Origin of the sequence: Rhizobium giardinii bv. giardinii H152, from assembly GCF_000379605.1 — a bacterium.
In the GTDB taxonomy this organism is placed as follows: domain Bacteria; phylum Pseudomonadota; class Alphaproteobacteria; order Rhizobiales; family Rhizobiaceae; genus Pararhizobium; species Pararhizobium giardinii.
This window is the reverse complement of the sequence record NZ_KB902691.1, coordinates 218,455-235,265: the sequence shown is the minus strand read 5'-3', so window position 1 is coordinate 235,265 and position 16,811 is coordinate 218,455. Positions and strand designations below refer to the sequence as shown.

16 protein-coding genes are annotated in these 16,811 nt (G+C 63.7%); 12 read left to right on the top strand and 4 right to left on the bottom strand.

Going from position 1 to position 16,811, the window contains the following annotated elements:
* Positions 1-114 precede the first annotated feature (114 nt).
* Positions 115-906: a creatininase family protein gene (locus A3AY_RS0122710; RefSeq protein ID WP_018327983.1), complete on the bottom strand. Its 792-nt coding sequence runs from the start codon at positions 904-906 to the stop codon at positions 115-117.
* A gap of 94 nt (positions 907-1,000) precedes the next feature.
* Between A3AY_RS0122710 and A3AY_RS0122705 the strand changes: the two genes are divergently transcribed.
* From A3AY_RS0122705 to A3AY_RS0122695, 3 genes are all read left to right on the top strand, one after another.
* On the top strand, positions 1,001-1,501 hold the full coding sequence (locus A3AY_RS0122705) for a MarR family winged helix-turn-helix transcriptional regulator (RefSeq protein WP_018327982.1): 501 nt from the start codon (positions 1,001-1,003) through the stop codon (positions 1,499-1,501).
* A 103-nt stretch (positions 1,502-1,604) separates the two neighbouring features.
* On the top strand, positions 1,605-2,633 hold the full coding sequence (locus tag A3AY_RS0122700; RefSeq protein WP_018327981.1) for a LacI family DNA-binding transcriptional regulator: 1,029 nt from the start codon (positions 1,605-1,607) through the stop codon (positions 2,631-2,633).
* 28 nt (positions 2,634-2,661) lie between these two features.
* Entirely contained in the window at positions 2,662-3,633 is a 972-nt protein-coding gene (locus A3AY_RS0122695; RefSeq protein WP_040669113.1) for a 2-hydroxyacid dehydrogenase, read from the top strand.
* An 18-nt stretch (positions 3,634-3,651) separates the two neighbouring features.
* Here A3AY_RS0122695 and A3AY_RS0122690 read toward each other — a convergent pair whose 3' ends face one another.
* The gene (locus A3AY_RS0122690; protein ID WP_018327979.1) at positions 3,652-4,410 is read right to left on the bottom strand and encodes a gamma-glutamyl-gamma-aminobutyrate hydrolase family protein; all 759 of its coding nucleotides are present in this window, start codon (positions 4,408-4,410) and stop codon (positions 3,652-3,654) included.
* 410 nt (positions 4,411-4,820) lie between these two features.
* Between A3AY_RS0122690 and A3AY_RS0122685 the strand changes: the two genes are divergently transcribed.
* From A3AY_RS0122685 to A3AY_RS35875, 5 genes are all read left to right on the top strand, one after another.
* Positions 4,821-5,045: an aa3-type cytochrome c oxidase subunit IV gene (locus A3AY_RS0122685; protein ID WP_018327978.1), complete on the top strand. Its 225-nt coding sequence runs from the start codon at positions 4,821-4,823 to the stop codon at positions 5,043-5,045.
* A gap of 196 nt (positions 5,046-5,241) precedes the next feature.
* Positions 5,242-6,393: a Re/Si-specific NAD(P)(+) transhydrogenase subunit alpha gene (locus tag A3AY_RS0122680; RefSeq protein ID WP_018327977.1), complete on the top strand. Its 1,152-nt coding sequence runs from the start codon at positions 5,242-5,244 to the stop codon at positions 6,391-6,393.
* A gap of 61 nt (positions 6,394-6,454) precedes the next feature.
* On the top strand, positions 6,455-6,865 hold the full coding sequence (locus tag A3AY_RS0122675; protein ID WP_018327976.1) for a proton-translocating transhydrogenase family protein: 411 nt from the start codon (positions 6,455-6,457) through the stop codon (positions 6,863-6,865).
* 12 nt (positions 6,866-6,877) lie between these two features.
* Complete coding sequence (locus A3AY_RS0122670) at positions 6,878-8,278, top strand: NAD(P)(+) transhydrogenase (Re/Si-specific) subunit beta (RefSeq protein ID WP_018327975.1); 1,401 nt, start codon at positions 6,878-6,880, stop codon at positions 8,276-8,278.
* A 14-nt stretch (positions 8,279-8,292) separates the two neighbouring features.
* The gene (locus A3AY_RS35875; RefSeq protein WP_154663323.1) at positions 8,293-9,621 is read left to right on the top strand and encodes a GGDEF domain-containing protein; all 1,329 of its coding nucleotides are present in this window, start codon (positions 8,293-8,295) and stop codon (positions 9,619-9,621) included.
* Between the two features lie 37 nt (positions 9,622-9,658).
* Here the strand turns inward: A3AY_RS35875 and A3AY_RS0122660 are convergent, their stop codons facing one another.
* Complete coding sequence (locus tag A3AY_RS0122660) at positions 9,659-10,579, bottom strand: tetratricopeptide repeat protein (protein WP_083926018.1); 921 nt, start codon at positions 10,577-10,579, stop codon at positions 9,659-9,661.
* A 251-nt stretch (positions 10,580-10,830) separates the two neighbouring features.
* Entirely contained in the window at positions 10,831-11,067 is a 237-nt protein-coding gene (rpsU, locus tag A3AY_RS0122655; RefSeq protein ID WP_018327972.1) for a 30S ribosomal protein S21, read from the bottom strand.
* A 415-nt stretch (positions 11,068-11,482) separates the two neighbouring features.
* Between rpsU and A3AY_RS0122650 the strand changes: the two genes are divergently transcribed.
* The 4 genes from A3AY_RS0122650 to soxG are packed head-to-tail and all read left to right on the top strand — an operon-like array spanning position 11,483 to position 16,638.
* A complete protein-coding gene (locus tag A3AY_RS0122650) occupies positions 11,483-12,736 on the top strand; it encodes a sarcosine oxidase subunit beta (protein ID WP_018327971.1) in 1,254 nt (417 codons plus the stop codon).
* An 11-nt stretch (positions 12,737-12,747) separates the two neighbouring features.
* On the top strand, positions 12,748-13,092 hold the full coding sequence (locus A3AY_RS0122645) for a sarcosine oxidase subunit delta (protein WP_018327970.1): 345 nt from the start codon (positions 12,748-12,750) through the stop codon (positions 13,090-13,092).
* A complete protein-coding gene (locus A3AY_RS0122640) occupies positions 13,089-16,082 on the top strand; it encodes a sarcosine oxidase subunit alpha (RefSeq protein WP_018327969.1) in 2,994 nt (997 codons plus the stop codon). The genes A3AY_RS0122645 and A3AY_RS0122640 overlap by 4 nt, the downstream gene beginning before the upstream one ends.
* Complete coding sequence (soxG, locus tag A3AY_RS0122635; RefSeq protein ID WP_018327968.1) at positions 16,075-16,638, top strand: sarcosine oxidase subunit gamma family protein; 564 nt, start codon at positions 16,075-16,077, stop codon at positions 16,636-16,638. Before A3AY_RS0122640 ends, soxG begins: the two co-directional genes overlap by 8 nt.
* Positions 16,639-16,811: the final 173 nt, after the last annotated feature.

Below are 16,811 nucleotides of genomic sequence, written 5' to 3'. Positions count from 1 at the left end.
CGGCATCGGTTGGTGCTGATATAGGAGATGGAACGCGCCAGCGCAAATGCCAGGCCCGTATTCTTCCGCGTGTTTTGCCGGTGTCGACAGTTCGTGTTCAATGGCCGCCCGTTGCTATCGGAATATAGACGGATCAAAAGCTCCCACATCCTCCAGCAGTTCGATGATCCCGCAAACCACATGAGCGATCAGTTGCTCGCCCCGCTCGGCCGTTGCGGGCGAAGCATCGCCGGCGACGCCCGCCTCGTTCAGGTCCGACATTTTCCAGCCGAAGGCGTGCCGGCCATAGGCGCGCAGGTGCTTGTAGCGTTCGGCAAAATCGCTCTGGGACGACCCGAATCGCGCCGCTTTCGCCATGTCCACCTTATCCGGATGAAGCGCCAGCATCACCGACGTCTCGATATCGCCGCCATGAATGTCGATCGCCTTGTCCTGCGGCTTGATCCAGCCGTCCGGCTGCCCGAAGCGGGTCCAGCTCGTCGCGACCGCCAGCATGTTGAACCGCACCCGGGCTTCCGTGGCGACGATCGTCATCAAGGGCGAATTGCCGCCATGGGCGTTCAGCATGACGAATTTGCGGATGCCCTTTTGGTGCAGGTTCTGCGCGATCCCGAGCCACCGTCCTACCGCTTCGTCGTAGGCGAGCGAGCGTGTGCCGTCGACGTCCATGTGCTCGATCGAGTAGCCGACCGGTTCCGCCGGCAGGAAAGTCACGGGCAAAGCGGGGGGCAGTCGCGGGATCAGCCGCTCGACCAGCCCCTCGGCAATCAGCGTATCGGTGTCGAAGGGCAGGTGTGGTCCATGCTGTTCGGTCGCGCCCAGCGGCAGCACGGCGATCCAGTCTTCCCGCCCGGCCGGCGGAAGATCGGAAACATTGTCTTTCCAACGGGGTGCCGGGAATGCCATGCTTGCGTCAGCCCTTCGGTCATACTTGCGGTGTAGGTATTATTCGAGTCATACAGTGGTCAGGTGGCCGCGCAAGAAATTTGGTGGAGGACCGATGGGAAAGAAGAACAAGGCCGAGAAAAAGGCCAAGAGCGGCAAGAAAAAGCATCAGGATGTTGCCGTCGAGGCCCAGGATCTTGCCTCCGTGCTGGTGCAGGCGGCGCGCTCCATGCGCACCGTGCTGTCGCGCAATCTGCTTGAAAGCGGTCTTTATGCCGGTCAGGACGGCGTGATGCTGGCCCTTGCCGAAACCGACGGGCTGACGGCAGGGGTGCTGGCGATGAAGCTCGGCGTCAAGGCGCCGACCATGACCCGCACGATCGGCCGGATGGAGGCGCAGGGCTTTCTGGAACGGCGGGCGGACGAGGAGGATGCCCGGCTGACCAAGGTCTATCTCACCACCAGCGGCCGCGACCGCCTCCAGACGATCGCCGCCGCAGGCAAAACCTCCGAGGAAATCGCCACCAAGGGCCTGAGCGAAAAGCAGATCAAGACGCTGATGAAGCTGCTGCGCGTCGTCGACGGCAATCTCCAGAGCACCGGCGCTGCGGAATAATTCCGAAGAACGCGCCATAATTTGGCGATTGCAGTGCTAATTTAAACAGTTTAAAGAGGATTTAAAAATACCGGTGTCAAACCGGGCAACTGAAGGGGGAAACGTGGCGCAGAAGATCAAGCTCTCAACCATTGCCGAAACGCTTGGGGTCTCCACGGCGACCGTTTCACTGGCATTGCGCGACAGCCCGCTCGTTGCCGCCATCACCCGCGACAAGATCAAGGACCAGGCGCGGGCGCTCGGTTATATCTACAACCGCCGCGCCGCCAGCCTGCGCACATCCCGCTCCGGGATCATCGGCGTCGTCGTGCACGACATCATGAACCCCTTCTACGGCGAAATCCTCAAGGCCATCGAGGCCGAACTCGATCGCGACCGGCAGACGTTCATTCTTTCCAACCACTATGATTCCGTCGAAAAGCAGCGCGCCTTCATCGAGACCCTGCTGCAACTGGGCGGCGATGGCGTCATCATGTCGCCGGCCATCGGCACGCCGCCGGAGGATATCCGCCTTGCCGAAGACAACGGCATGCCGGCGGTGCTGATCGCCCGCTCGATCGAAGGTCTCGACGTACCGATCTTCCGCGGCGACGACGCCTATGGCATCTCGCTCGCCACCAATCACCTGATCAGCCTCGGGCACCGCGTCATTGCCATGGTCGGCGGCACGGATCAGACGTCGACTGGCCGCGACCGCTATCAGGGCTATGTCAATGCGCTGCGCAAGGCCAATATCGATGTCGATCCGAACCTGCGCATTCCCGGCCCTCGCTCGATGCAGGGCGGCTTCGAGGCGGCGGTGCATCTCTTGTCCCTGCCGCAGAAACCGACCGCGGTCGTCTGCTGGAACGATCTCGTCGCCATCGGCATGATGAACGGCATCGCCCGCGCCGGCCTCGTCCCCGGACGCGATGTGTCGGTCACCGGTTACGACGACCTCGAGGAAGCCTCGATCGCGACGCCGGCGCTCACCACCGTCTGGAACGGCCAGTCGGATGTCGGCCGCAGCGCCGCGCGCGCCCTGCTCGACAAGCTCAACGGCAGCCACGAGCCGGACGGCATCCATCTCATCAAGCCCGAAATGCGGATTCGCCAGTCGACGGGTCCGCTTCGGCCACCTTCAACCGAATAATCCGATCCAATCCCGGAAGGAGCGAAAGATGCCGCAAGGCCGCCCCCGTATTCTTGTGCCTGGAAGGATGAACAAGCGTGTGCTCGATCGCCTGCCGGATCATTTCGCGCCGGTCTTCGTCTCGGCCGCCGATCCTGCGCTCATCACCGCCGACATCGCTGCCGGTGTCTCCGGCGTCGCGGTGCAGGGAAAAATCCCCAACGATTTCATCGATGCGCTGCCCAACCTGGAAATCATTGCCAATTTCGGCGTCGGCTATGACGGCGTCGATGCCGGACATGCGGCAAAGCGCGGCGTCGTCGTCACCAACACGCCGGATGTGCTGACGGAAGAAGTGGCGGACACGGCGATCGGCCTGCTCATCAATACGGTGCGTCAGCTGCCTGCCGCCGAGCAGTGGCTGCGGCAGGGGCGCTGGGCCAGGGAAGGCGCCTTTGCCCTGTCGCCGCTGACGCTGCGCGGCCGCACCGTCGGCCTCTACGGGCTCGGCCGTATCGGGCTCGCAATCGCCAGGCGTCTCGAAAGCTTCGGGGTATCCATCGCCTATCATACCCGCACACCGCGCCCGGGTCTCCTTTACCGCCATTTTTCGACGCTCAAGGCAATGGCGGAGGCGGTCGACACGATCATCGTCATCGTGCCGAGCACGGAAGCCACCCATCGGACCGTCAATGCCGAGGTTCTGCAGGCGCTCGGGCCACAGGGCGTGCTGATCAATGTCGGGCGTGGCGCGACCGTGGATGAGGCGGCGCTTGCCGATGCGCTGCAGCGCGGTGTCATCGCCGCGGCCGGTCTCGACGTATTCGAAAACGAACCTTATGTGCCGGACGCGCTTTTGGCGCTGCCGAACGTTTCGGTGCTGCCGCATGTCGGATCGGCCTCGCAGGCGACGCGCAACGCCATGGCCGATCTGGTCGTCGACAATCTGATCGCCTGGTTCGAGACGGGCGCCGCGCTGACGCCGGTGGATGAGACACCGTTCACCCGCAAGATCGCTTAAAGGCGCCGGGCAGAACTGTCAGCTCTTCGTCTTCGAGGCGGCATAGGCACGGACCGCGTCGCCGAAAGCCTGAAACAGGGTCGATGAGGGGCGGTCCTGGCCGACCCAGTATTCCGGGTGCCATTGCACACCGACGGCGAATGCCTTCGCATCGATGACCGACACGGCCTCGATCGTCCCGTCTTCGGCGACGGCCTCGACGGCGAGACGCGGCGCGGCCTCGGAGATCGCTTGCCGGTGCAGCGAATTCACCTGCACCTCGCCGGTCCCGAGAACGGAAGCAAGGCAGCTTCCTTCCTTGACGATGACCTTCTGGCGGATGCCGTAGGCGATATCGAGTTCCTGCACATCCGGCTTGCGGTGATCCCAGATACCGGGCCTTTCATGGATCTCGCTTGCCAGCGTGCCGCCCAGCGCGACGTTCAGTTCCTGAATGCCGCGGCAGATGGCGAGCAGCGGCACGCCGCGCTCCAGCGCCCGCCGGATCAGCGGAAGGCTCGTCGCATCGCGGCCCGGATCGAACGGCCCGTCCGCTTCGGTGGCTTGCTTGCCGTAGAGCGAGGGATGCACATTGCTGCGCGACCCGCTGACGAGCACGCCATCGACGCGATCGAGGATTTCATCGGTGTCGTTGCCGGTCTCGAGCGCCGGCACCAGGAAAGTCATCACGCCGGAGCCTTCGACGGCGGCGCGGACATATTGATGTGGCGTGGCATGCCAGACGTTGCCATCGATGGTCCTGAAATCGGCCGGTATGGCAACAACAGGTTTGGGCATTGCGGGTCTCCAGCTGTGGCTCCAGTCCCGTGGTCGCGCCGACTCGAAGCCTCTGTTTCACGTCTCTTGTCATTGCTCTCAGGCGCGGGCCAAAAGTCAACTCTCCTTGTCACTGGAGGTTTCCGTCCCTCGTGCAGAGACGCGTCGGATTTGGCCTTGCTTTACGGTGTCCTCATGAGCTGCAACGCTCCGGCGTGGCCGTGGTGCTCGCTTGCGTCCCTTATGTCGTCGGCCTGCCTCCCTCCTGCCTCCCGGTTTCCGTTGCGCTCAGCTGTCACATTGTGTAAGGGCAGCTATGCGTAATTGGCAGCTTGCGGCGCGTAGATGCGCATGCAATGAATTTTGAGACGAGGCATGGTGCCCGCGGGCCTGTTAGGTGCGGTGCCATGGTATCCAGGGAGACATGCATCATGGCTGAACATCATTCGGGACCGGTCGAAACGGGCGCGCCGATGGACTATTCCGAACACGAGAAGACCTACAACTTCTTCATCGAAGCCACGAAGTTCGGAACGCTGTTCTGCGTGGCGCTGTTGATCGCCATGGCCGCCGCGTTCTTCACGACCGCCGGCTTCTTTACCGCGCTCGTGCTGTTCATCCTCCTCAACATTGCCGGCTTCGTGCTTCTGCGCTGATCGGCTTTCCAAAGTTTTGACGAAGGCGGGCGCTTGGGAGTGAAGAGCCTGTTTTCACCTGGTCCGTCCGGCGCGGACCTGGAAAAGCATGCACGCGACCGGCCGTTGACGGCTTTGCGCGAATATCGAATGTGCGGGTATTTTGAGAGCTGGCGGTCTGGCCATGTTCCAAAACCCGTCTCGGGGAGGAGAGCCTGTGGCAGAGATCGTATTCATACCCTTGGAGAGCTTCTCGGGCGAAGGCCGCGTTGCGGCGTCGCCGGAAAGCGTGAAGAAGCTGACGTCGCTAGGCTTCGACGTCGTCGTCGAGGCGGGTGCCGGGTTGCTGTCGCGCATTCCGGATGGCGAGTTCGAAAAGGCGGGTGCGCGGATCGGTTCTGCCGCTGACGCTGCGAGCGCCGATGTGGTGCTGAAGGTGCGCCGACCGTCCACCTCCGAGGTCGCTTCCTACAAGTCGGGTGCGATCGTGCTGGCGATCATGGATCCCTATGGCAACGGTGAGGCGCTTGCCGACATGGCGAGCGCCGGGGTTTCCGCCTTTGCCATGGAGCTGATGCCGCGCATCACCAGGGCGCAGTCGATGGACGTCTTGTCGAGCCAGGCGAACCTTGCCGGCTACCAGGCGGTGATCGACGCTGCCTACGAATTCGACCGGGCGATGCCGATGATGATGACGGCGGCGGGCACGGTTCCGGCCGCCAAGGTGTTCGTCATGGGCGCCGGCGTCGCCGGCCTGCAGGCGATCGCGACGGCGCGCCGTCTCGGTGCCGTGGTTTCCGCCACCGACGTGCGCCCGGCCTCGAAGGAACAGGTCGCCTCGCTCGGCGCCAAGTTCATCGCAGTGGAAGACGAGGAATTCAAGGCGGCCGAAACCGCAGGCGGCTACGCCAAGGAAATGTCGGCTGAATACAAGGCCAAGCAGGCGGCGCTGACCGCCGAGCATCTCGCCAAGCAGGACATCGTCATCACCACGGCGCTGATCCCCGGGCGCCCGGCGCCGCGGCTCATCACCCGCGAGATGCTGAAGGCGATGAAGCCCGGCTCGGTGGCTGTCGATCTCGCCGTCGAGCGCGGCGGCAATGTCGAGGGCGCGGTCGCCGACCAGGTGGTCGAGGTCGAGGGCGTCAAGGTCGTCGGCTATCTGAACGTGCCCGGCCGCATCGCCGCCTCCGCCTCGTCGCTCTACGCCAAGAACCTCGTCACCTTCCTCGAGACCATGGTGTCCAAGGAGACGAAGGCGCTTGCGCTCAACGTCGAGGACGAACTCGTCAAGGCGACGATGCTGACGCATGGCGGCGCCATCGTGCATCCGAATTTCGTCCCGGCCCCGGCCGCAGTCACCGCTTGAAAATTGGAGAGGGCGGCTTGGCGCTTCGGGGGAAGCGCGGCCGTCCCAAGGGAGATGTTTGATGGCCAATGACCTTCTCGACAAGGCGATCGGCGACCTCGACCGGGCGGTCGAAGCGGTGCGCACGGCAGCCGAATATGTGCCGGATGCGGCGGGTGCTGCCGCCCATGGCTTGAGCGGGGGGGCGATCGACCCCTTCGTCTTCCAGCTGGCGATCTTCGTCCTGTCGATCTTCGTCGGCTATTATGTGGTCTGGTCGGTGACGCCGGCGCTGCACACGCCGCTGATGGCCGTCACCAACGCCATCTCCTCGGTCATCGTCGTCGGCGCGCTTCTGGCGGTCGGCATCTCGGCCTCCGGCCTTGCCACCGGCTTCGGTTTCGTCGCGCTGATCCTCGCTTCGGTCAACATCTTCGGCGGCTTTCTCGTCACCCAGCGCATGCTCGCCATGTACAAGAAAAAAGACAAGTGAGGGCCTGAGCTGATGTCACCCAATATTGCAGCCTTCCTCTACCTCGTCTCCGGCGTGCTGTTCATCTTGGCGCTGCGCGGCCTGTCGCATCCGACCACCTCGCGCCGCGGCAATATCCTCGGCATGACCGGCATGGGCATCGCCATCGTCACGACGCTGCTTCTGGCGACGCCGTCGCTGGGCGGGTTCGTGCTGATCGCCGTCGGCCTTGCCATTGGCGGCGGCGCAGGCGCCTATATCGCCCGCTCGATCGCCATGACCTCGATGCCGCAGCTGGTCGCCGGCTTCCATTCGCTGGTGGGTCTCGCCGCGGTCCTCGTTGCCGCCTCGGCGCTCTATACGCCGTCCTCCTTCGGCATTGGCGAGATCGGCTCGATTCATGCCCAGGCGCTTGTCGAAATGGCGCTTGGCGTTGCCATCGGCGCCATCACCTTCACCGGCTCGATCATCGCCTTCCTCAAGCTCGACGGGCGCATGTCGGGCAAGCCGATCATGCTGCCGTACCGACATCTGATCAACATCGCGCTTTTGGCGCTGATCGTCTTCTTCATCATCGGCCTGGCGGTTTCCGAAAGCCATTTCGATTTCTGGGCAATCGTCGTCCTGGCCTTGGCGCTGGGCGTCCTGCTGATCGTGCCGATCGGCGGCGCCGACATGCCGGTCGTCGTGTCGATGCTCAATTCCTATTCCGGCTGGGCCGCGGCCGGCATCGGCTTCACGCTCGGCAATCTGGCGCTGATCGTCACCGGCGCGCTGGTCGGCTCGTCGGGTGCGATCCTGTCCTACATCATGTGCAAGGGCATGAACCGCTCGTTCATCTCGGTCATCCTCGGCGGCTTCGGCGGCGACAATGGCGCTGCCGCCAGCGATGATGGCGTGCAGCGCACCGTCAAGCAGGGCTCGGCCGACGACGCCGCCTTCCTGATGGCCAATGCCTCCAAGGTTATCATCGTGCCCGGATACGGCATGGCGGTCGCCCAGGCGCAGCATGCGGTGCGCGAGCTTGCCGATGCGCTGAAGAAGAATGGTGTCGAGGTGAAATACGCCATCCATCCGGTCGCCGGCCGCATGCCCGGCCACATGAACGTGCTGCTTGCCGAAGCCAACGTGCCCTATGACGAGGTGTTCGAACTGGAGGACATCAACTCCGAATTCGCCCAGGCCGATGTCGCCTATGTCATCGGCGCCAACGACGTCACCAACCCGGCGGCGCGCGACGACAAGACCTCGCCGATCTACGGCATGCCGATCCTCGACGTCGACAAGGCCAAGACCTGCCTGTTCGTCAAGCGCTCGCTCGGCTCCGGCTATGCCGGCATCGACAACACCTTGTTCTACAAGGACGGCACGATGATGCTGCTTGGCGACGCCAAGAAAATGACCGACGATATCGTCAAGGCGATCAATCACTGAGCCTGTAGTGCCGCTTGTTCGAGCGGCACTACACTGTTCCCGTCTCCGATCTTCCTTCCCGCCCGGCATTTTTAATCGAAATTCAACTGTCCTCGCATAATCGTTGGTTGCCACCCGCAATGGCTGGCCGAAAGAGGATCATGAATTCATCTTCGCAATTCGGTGGCTCCCGGATCGGGCGCTACGCCCGGCAGCTCGACGTGGGGATCGGGTGTTTGCGGTTCCAGGGCGAGATGGAGCGCGAATACGCGTTGCAGATCGGCAGGGATCAGCGCCGGCCGGCGATGGTTAGCGCGGTTTTCTCCCTGGCCTTCGTCATCCTGTTCGGGGTCTCCGATCTGGTACGGCTGCCGGTGGAGCGTTTTCCCGATCTTACCCCCGATATGTGGGGTATTCTGACGAGCCGGTTGGTGACGATCCTGGTTCTGCTTGGCTGCCTTTATATTTGCCATCGACAGCGCGCCGCGCCGCGCGTGGCGCCCTTGTCGGTCGTTGCTATGCTGACGCTTGCGGTGTGTGGGGCGGTGTCGGTCTGCCTTTACAAGCGCAACCATCTCGGCCATGCCGAGTTCGCCCAACTTCTGTTCGTCATGGGAGCGTTCTCTCCGCTGGGGCTCCGCTTCCGTCACAGCATTGTGCTGGCAGCCGGCGTTGTCGCCATCGCCTTCGCAATACGATACTGGCTGCTGCCGGTGGAGCTGCAGGGGCAGCAATTCAACGCCATGCTGCTGTTGATGTTGATCTTCTCGGGAGTAGGCGGCTATCTCCGGGAGCGTGCGCATCGGGAGCAATTCCTCTTGCGGGGCATTCTCAAGGAACAGGCGTCGCTCGATCCGCTGACCGGGCTTGCCAATCGGCGTGGTTTTGACGAGCAACTCGAGATGATCCGTCAGCAAGCCCGGCGGGAAAACGTGCCGGTCGGCCTGCTGTTGCTCGATGTCGATTTTTTCAAGCGTTACAACGATCGCTATGGGCATCAGGCCGGCGATCTGGCATTGCAGCGCGTGGCGTCATGTCTGGAAGCCTTCGCGCGTCGTCCGCTCGATATGGCCGCGCGCATGGGCGGCGAGGAGTTCGCGCTTGTACTGTACGATTGCGGGGCAGCGTCGCTGAAGGACCGCGCGGATCAGCTCTGCGCCGACGTGCGGCGGCTCCGTATCGATCATGCCACTTCCGATATCAGCGCTTTCGTGACGGTCAGTGTCGGAGGTGTCCTGTTGCTGCCGCAGGAGACAGCCTGGTCCGCTCTCGATCGAGCCGACCAGTTGCTTTACGAGGCCAAACGGCAAGGGCGCGATCGCACATCGGTCGAGCGCCTGCTGCCGGCGGCTGCGGTCGCATGAGCGGCGCGGGTCGCATCCCCGCCGCGCATTTTTCTCGTCAGGCGCCTGCCTTGACGCGGGCGAGGCCGCTACGGGCAAGCTCGTATTTCGGATCGAGCTTGAGCGCATAGGAATAGGACTTCGCGGCCTTCGCCTTGTCGCCGCGGCGCTCATAGACGAGCGCCTGGTTGGCCCAGGATTCGGCGATCTTGCCGTTGAGGTTGATCGCGGTGTTGAAGTCGGAAAACGCATTGTCGTCGTCGTCCAGGGCGACATAGGAGATTCCACGGCCGTTGTAGGGCTCGGGTGAATTCGGCGCCAGCGAGATGGCCGTCGAGAAGTCCTCGATCGCCTGGGTGTGCTGCTTGCGCGCCTGGAAGATCAGGCCGCGATTGTGGTAGGCGCGCGGGTCGGTAGTGTCGAGTTCGATCGCCTTGTTGAAATCGCTGAAGGCCTGATCCAGCTGGCCGGCCTGGCGATACAGGTTGCCGCGGCCGATGAAGGCGACGTCATAACGCGGATTGATCTGCAGGGCCGTGTTGTAGTCGGCCTGCGCCGCCGCCTGGTCGCCCATGTTGCGTTCGACCAGCGCCCGGTTGGCGTAGGCCTGGTAGAAGCGCGGATTGAGCTCGATGGCCTTGTTGAAGTCGGCAAGCGCGCGACGGAACTCGCCGGCGCGGCCGTAAGCCGAGCCGCGGACGTTGTAACCTTCCGGATCGCTCGGATTGGCCGAGATCACGCCGGAGAGGGAGGCGATATTCTGCTCGGACCCTTGGGCCCGTTCGACGCGCATCATGTCGCTGGACGTTTCCGCCGTGGTGCAGCCCGAAAGCGCCAGTGCCGCGGTGACCGCCAGCATGGAGGCAAGAGCAAAACCGCTCCGGCGGGCGGCGCACAGGCCGGAATGATCGGAAAAATCCGCAGTCTTGGCAGTCAATGTCAAGATTGTTCCCTCAATTAAGCGAAGCCTCGGGCGCATGGTCCGGGCTTGCAGTGGCTTCCCGGATCGCCATGCGCAGTTTCAACAGGAGCGACTTACACGCATCTCTGTGGATGCCGGCTCCATGTCCGCAGACATTTAGCGCGCCTCGCGCACTAGCGGCATGTGTCCGGATATCGTCCGGCCACACAAGGTTTGAATCGGCCTGATGTGGCGCTTCAAACAGAAAAGGCGGCGGCGACCATGTCGCCCCCGCCGGACTTACGCGTGCTATGCGCGGGAAGCGCGGATCAGCGTGCCGGAGCCGCAGTGCGGCCGCCCGTAACAAGACCTTCGCGCTGTGCGCGCTTGCGAGCCAGCTTGCGAACGCGGCGAACGGCTTCAGCCTTTTCGCGGGCGCGCTTCTGGGACGGCTTCTCGTAGTAATCGCGCATCTTCATTTCGCGGAAAATGCCTTCGCGCTGCATCTTCTTCTTGAGTGCGCGAAGCGCTTGATCGACGTTGTTGTCGCGGACTAGTACCTGCACGTTAATCCCGTTCCTTTGGTTTCGAGTGATCGCCTCATGAAGTCAGGTCAACGAGGCAATAAAATAGGTTCGCAGAGCCGGAAGCCCTACGATTGATGAGAGCGGATACCAGATCGATCCGTCAAAGTCCAGACGCGAGTTGTCCGGGCCCTATCAATTTTGCCGGAATGCCGTGGTTTTCCGGCAAAGCCGCTTGCCGGTCATGACGGCGCCATATGACGCGTGTCAGGTCCAGCCCGGTCGCGCGCCAGAATATCGTGATCGGGAATCAATAATGCGGCATGTCGCAACTCGTGCGACTCGCGCCGTCTCGCGTCGCAAAAGAAACGTTGCGGAAGTTCGGGATTTGCGATTTCTAGCGTCGACCAGGGAAATTCACCGGCCTTACGGCAGGATCTACGGAGTGTGAAGGCGGATGCGCAAATATTCGGTTTTTGCTGTCGCTCGCGAAGCGATGCGCGGCCACAGGGGATGGGAGGCGCAGTGGACGTCGCCCGAGCCGCGCAAGGAATATGATGTCATCATCATCGGCGCCGGCGGCCATGGCCTCGGCACGGCCTACTACCTCGCCAAGGAGCACGGCATCACCAATATCGCCGTGCTCGAGAAGGGCTGGCTCGGCGGCGGCAATACCGGCCGCAACACCACCATCATCCGCTCCAACTATCTCTATGACGAAAGCGCCGGCATCTACGACCATGCGCTGAAGCTTTGGGACGACCTCAGCCAGGACCTGAACTACAACGTCATGTATTCGGCGCGCGGCGTCATGATGCTGTCGCACAACATTCATGACCAGCAGGTGTTCAAGCGCCACATTCACGCCAACCGGCTGAACGGCATCGACAATGAATGGCTGACGCCCGAGCAGGCCAAGGAATTCTGCCCGCCGCTCGATATTTCCCGCACGGCCCGCTATCCGATCAACGGCGCTGCCCTGCAGCGGCGCGGCGGCACGGCCCGCCACGACGCCGTCGCCTGGGGCTATGCCCGCGCGGCCGCCGACCGCGGCGTGCACATCATCCAGAACTGTGAGGTCACCGGCCTTCGCCGCCATGCCAACGGCGCGATTGCCGGCGTCGAGACCAATCGCGGTTACATCGGCGCCAAGAAGGTCGGCGTCGTCGCTGCCGGCCACACCTCGGTGCTGATGGAGATGGCCGATGTGCGCATGCCGCTCGTCAGCTATCCGCTGCAGGCGCTGGTGTCGGAGCCGGTCAAGCCGATCTTCCCCTGCGTCGTCATGTCGAACACGGTGCATGCCTATATCTCCCAGTCCGACAAGGGCGAACTGGTCATCGGTGCCGGCACCGACCAGTATTCCTCCTATTCCCAGACCGGCGGCCTGCAGATCATCACCCATACGCTGGACGCGATCTGCGAACTCTTCCCGATCTTCCGCCGCATGAAGATGATGCGCTCCTGGGGCGGCATCGTCGACGTGACGCCGGACCGCTCGCCGATCCTCGCCAAGACGCCGGTTCCCGGCCTCTACGTCAACTGCGGCTGGGGCACCGGCGGCTTCAAGGCAACGCCGGGCTCGGCCAATGTCTTCGCCCACACAATCGCCAATGACGCGCCGCACAGGATCAACGCGCCGTTCACGCTGGAACGCTTCCGCACCGGCCGCCTGATCGACGAAGCGGCAGCCGCCGCCGTTGCGCACTAAGGGGAAACACCATGCTTCTGATTTATTGCCCCTATTGCGAGGAAGAGCGTTCCGAGCTCGAATTCCGCCAGGCCGGCGACGCCCATATCGCCCGCCCCACAAACATGACCGAGATGACCGACGAGGAATTCGAGGCGTTCTTTTTCCTGCGCGACAATGTCAAGGGCCTGACCTATGAGCGCTGGCGGCATCTGAACGGCTGCGGCCGTTTCTTCAACGCCGCCCGCGACACGGTCAGCGATAAGTTCGTGACGACCTACAAGGCCGGCCTGCCGAAGCCCGATATCAGCACGCTGCGCCCGGCCACGGAAGCCACCGTCGAAACCTATGAAGCCACGGAGTCGAACGCGAAATGAGCGGCGCCAATCGTATCCCCGGTGCAGGCCGTCTCACCCCTGCAAAGACTGCGCGTTTCGTCTTCGACGGCAAGAGCTTCGCGGCGCTTGAAGGCGACACGGTCGCCTCTGCGCTCCTTGCCAACGGCGTCCATCTCGTCGGCCGCTCCTTCAAGTATCATCGCCCGCGCGGCATCGTCTCGGCAGGGGCCGAGGAGCCGAATGCCCTGATCGGCGTCGAGCGTGATGCTGCCCGCAAGCAGCCGAACGTGCGTGCCACGGTTCAGGAAGTCTTCGACGGCATGAAGGTGATTTCGCAGAACCGCTGGCCGTCGCTTTCCTTCGATGTCGGTGCGGTCAACAACCTGTTGTCGCCCTTCTTCGCCGCCGGCTTCTACTACAAGACCTTCATGTGGCCGAAGCAGGCCTGGAAGCACGTCTATGAGCCGCGGATCCGCGCCGCCGCCGGTCTCGGCGTCTCGCCGACCGAGGACGACACCGACCACTATTCCAGCCGCTACGCCCATTGCGACGTGCTGGTGATCGGCGCCGGCGTCGCCGGCCTCTCGGCCGCACTAGCCGCCGCCAAGACCGGTGCGCGCGTCATCATCTGCGACGAGCAGGCAGAAGTCGGCGGTGCGCTGCATTACGACAAGAGCGTCACCATCAACGGGATCGAGGGCTTCACCTGGGCTCAAGCGACGGCTGCCGAACTGGCCGGAATGGAGAACGTCACCGTCCTGCCGCGCACGACCGCGTTCGGTTACTACGCCCAGAACTTCGTCGGCCTGACGGAGCGCGTCACCGAACATCTGGCCAAGCCCGACAGGAAGCTGCCGCGCGAACGCCTCTGGCAGGTCCGCGCCAAGCGCGTCATCATCGCCACCGGGGCAATCGAGCGTCATATGGTGTTCGCCAACAACGACCGCCCCGGCATCATGCTGGCGTCGGCCGCGCGCACCTTCCTCAATCATTTCGGCGTTGCCGTCGGCAAAAAGGTCGGCGTCTATACTGCCAACGATTCCGCCTATGAGGCCGCCTTCGACCTCAAGCGCGCCGGCATCACGGTTGCGGCGATCGTCGACAGCCGCGAGAAGCCGGGCGAGGCGGTTCTGGCCGAGGCGCGCAAGCTCGGCATCGAGGTTCTCGCCGGCCACGCCGTCGTCGATACCGCCGGCAAGCTGCGCGTCTCGTCGATGTCGGTTGCCCGCAACGGCGGCGGCCGCGGCCGTTCGATCGCCATCGACGCCCTCCTGGTCTCGGCCGGCTGGACCCCATCGGTGCACATGTTCTCGCAGTCGCGCGGCAAGGTCGCCTACGATCACGAAAGCCAGCGCTTCCTGCCCGGCACCTACGCGCAGGATTGCCTTTCCGTCGGCGCCTGCAACGGCACCAACGACCTGCAGGCAACCATCGAGGAATCGCTGGCGGCCGGCGAACTGATGTCGAACGCATCGGGCTTTACCGCCGCGCAGAAGGTCGAGGTTCACGGCACCAATGCCTTTGCCTGGACCGGCGGCATGGCCGGGGCGGCCGAAGGGGCCGGACCGGACACGACCGTCAAGGCCTTCATCGATTTCCAGAACGACGTCTGTGCCAAGGATATCCGCCTTGCCGTGCGCGAAGGCATGCACTCGATCGAGCATATCAAGCGCTTCACCACCAACGGCATGGCGACCGACCAGGGCAAATTGTCCAACATCCATGGCCTGGCGATCGCTGCCGAAACGCTCGGCCGCGAAATCCCGAAGGTCGGCCTCACCACCTTCCGTGCACCCTATACGCCGGTGACCTTCGGCGCGCTGATCAACCACTCGCGCGGCGAGCTGTTCGACCCGACCCGCAAGACGCCGATGCACGCTCTGGAAGAAGCCCAGGGCGCGGTGTTCGAGGATGTCGGCCAGTGGAAGCGCGCCTGGTACTATCCGCGCGCCGGCGAGGACATGCATCAGGCGGTCAACCGCGAATGCAAGACCGTGCGTGACGTCGCCGGCATCTTCGACGCCTCGACGCTTGGCAAGATCGAGGTCGTCGGTCCGGATGCGGCGCAGTTCCTCAACCTGATCTACACCAACAGCTGGGATACGCTGAAGCCCGGCCGCTGCCGCTACGGCATCATGCTGCGCGAAGACGGATTCGTCTATGACGACGGTGTCGTCGGTCGCATGGCCGAGGACCGGTTCCATGTAACGACGACGACGGGCGGTGCTGCCCGCGTCATGAACCACATGGAAGACTATCTCCAGACCGAGTTCCCGCATCTGAACGTCTGGCTGACGTCGGCCACCGAGCAGTGGGCCGTCATCGCCGTGCAGGGACCCAAGGCCCGCGAGATCATCGCGCCGCTGGTCGAAGGCATCGATCTTTCCAACGAAGCCTTCCCGCATATGAGCGTTCGCGAAGGCAAGATCTGCGGCGTGCCGACCCGGCTGTTCCGCATGTCGTTCACCGGCGAAACCGGCTTTGAAGTCAACGTGCCCGCCGATTTCGGGCCGGCCGTGTGGGCTGCGATCTGGGAGCGGGCGGAACCGATGGGCGCCTGCTCCTACGGCACCGAGACGATGCACATCCTGCGCGCCGAGAAGGGCTACATCATCGTCGGCCAGGACACCGACGGCACGGTGACGCCGGACGACGCGTCGCTCGGCTGGGCGGTCGGCAAGAAGAAGACGGACTTCGTCGGCATCCGCGGCCTGCGCCGTCCCGATCTGGTGGCCGATGGCCGCAAGCAGCTGGTGGGCCTCCTGACCAAGGATCCGAAGGTCGTGCTCGAGGAGGGCGCGCAGATCGTTGCCGATCCGAACCAGGCGCTGCCGATGACGATGATAGGGCATGTCACCTCGTCCTACTGGTCGGAGAATTGCGGCCGGTCGATCGCGCTGGCGCTCGTCGCCGCCGGCAAGGCGAGGCTCGGCGAGACGCTCTACGTGCCGATGCCCGACAGGACGATCGCCGTCGAGGTGAGCGACATGGTGTTCTTTGACAAGGAAGGAGGCCGCATCAATGGCTGATCTGATTGGGGCTGATCTCGCTACCCGTACCCTGCCGCTCGCCGGCTTCCATGGCGGCTCCGGCGCTGCGAGCCTTTCGGCCGCAGCCCCGGCCACCCGCCTGTCGCTGCGGGCCAAGCCGGACGCCGTTTCGGCGCTTTCCCTCGCGCTCGGCCTGTCGCTTCCCACGCGGCCCAAAACCTCCGCTTCCGCGCATGGCCGCCATGCGCTGTGGCTCGGGCCGGACGAGTGGCTGGTCATCGACGAGAACGGGGCCGACATGATGGGCGCCGTCGCATCGAGCGGCGTGCTCCATTCGGCGACCGATATTTCCCACCGCAACACCGCCGTTATCGTCAGGGGCCGCGGCGCCGAGGTGGCGATCAATGGCGGCTGCCCGCAGGATCTGTCGCTCGGCATCTTCCCGGTCGGCGCCTGCTCGCGCACCGTTCTCGGCAAGGCGGAAGTGGTGCTCTTCCGCACCGCCGAGGATACGTTCCGGGTCGAGTGCTGGCGCTCGTTCGCACCCTACGTTTCGGGGCTTCTGAACGAAGCCGCCGAGGACGCGGGGAATTGATCGTCATGCCGGGCTTATGCGGGTTCGGTTAATTTGTTGATATGCGCCGACATTGTTTGCCCCTCATCCGCCCCTCTTTGTTTGAGAAGTAGGGCGGGCACCTTCTCCCCGTAAACGGGGCGAAGGGACAAGCGGCGAACTCGGTCATCGCCTCTCCCCACAAGCGGGTGAGG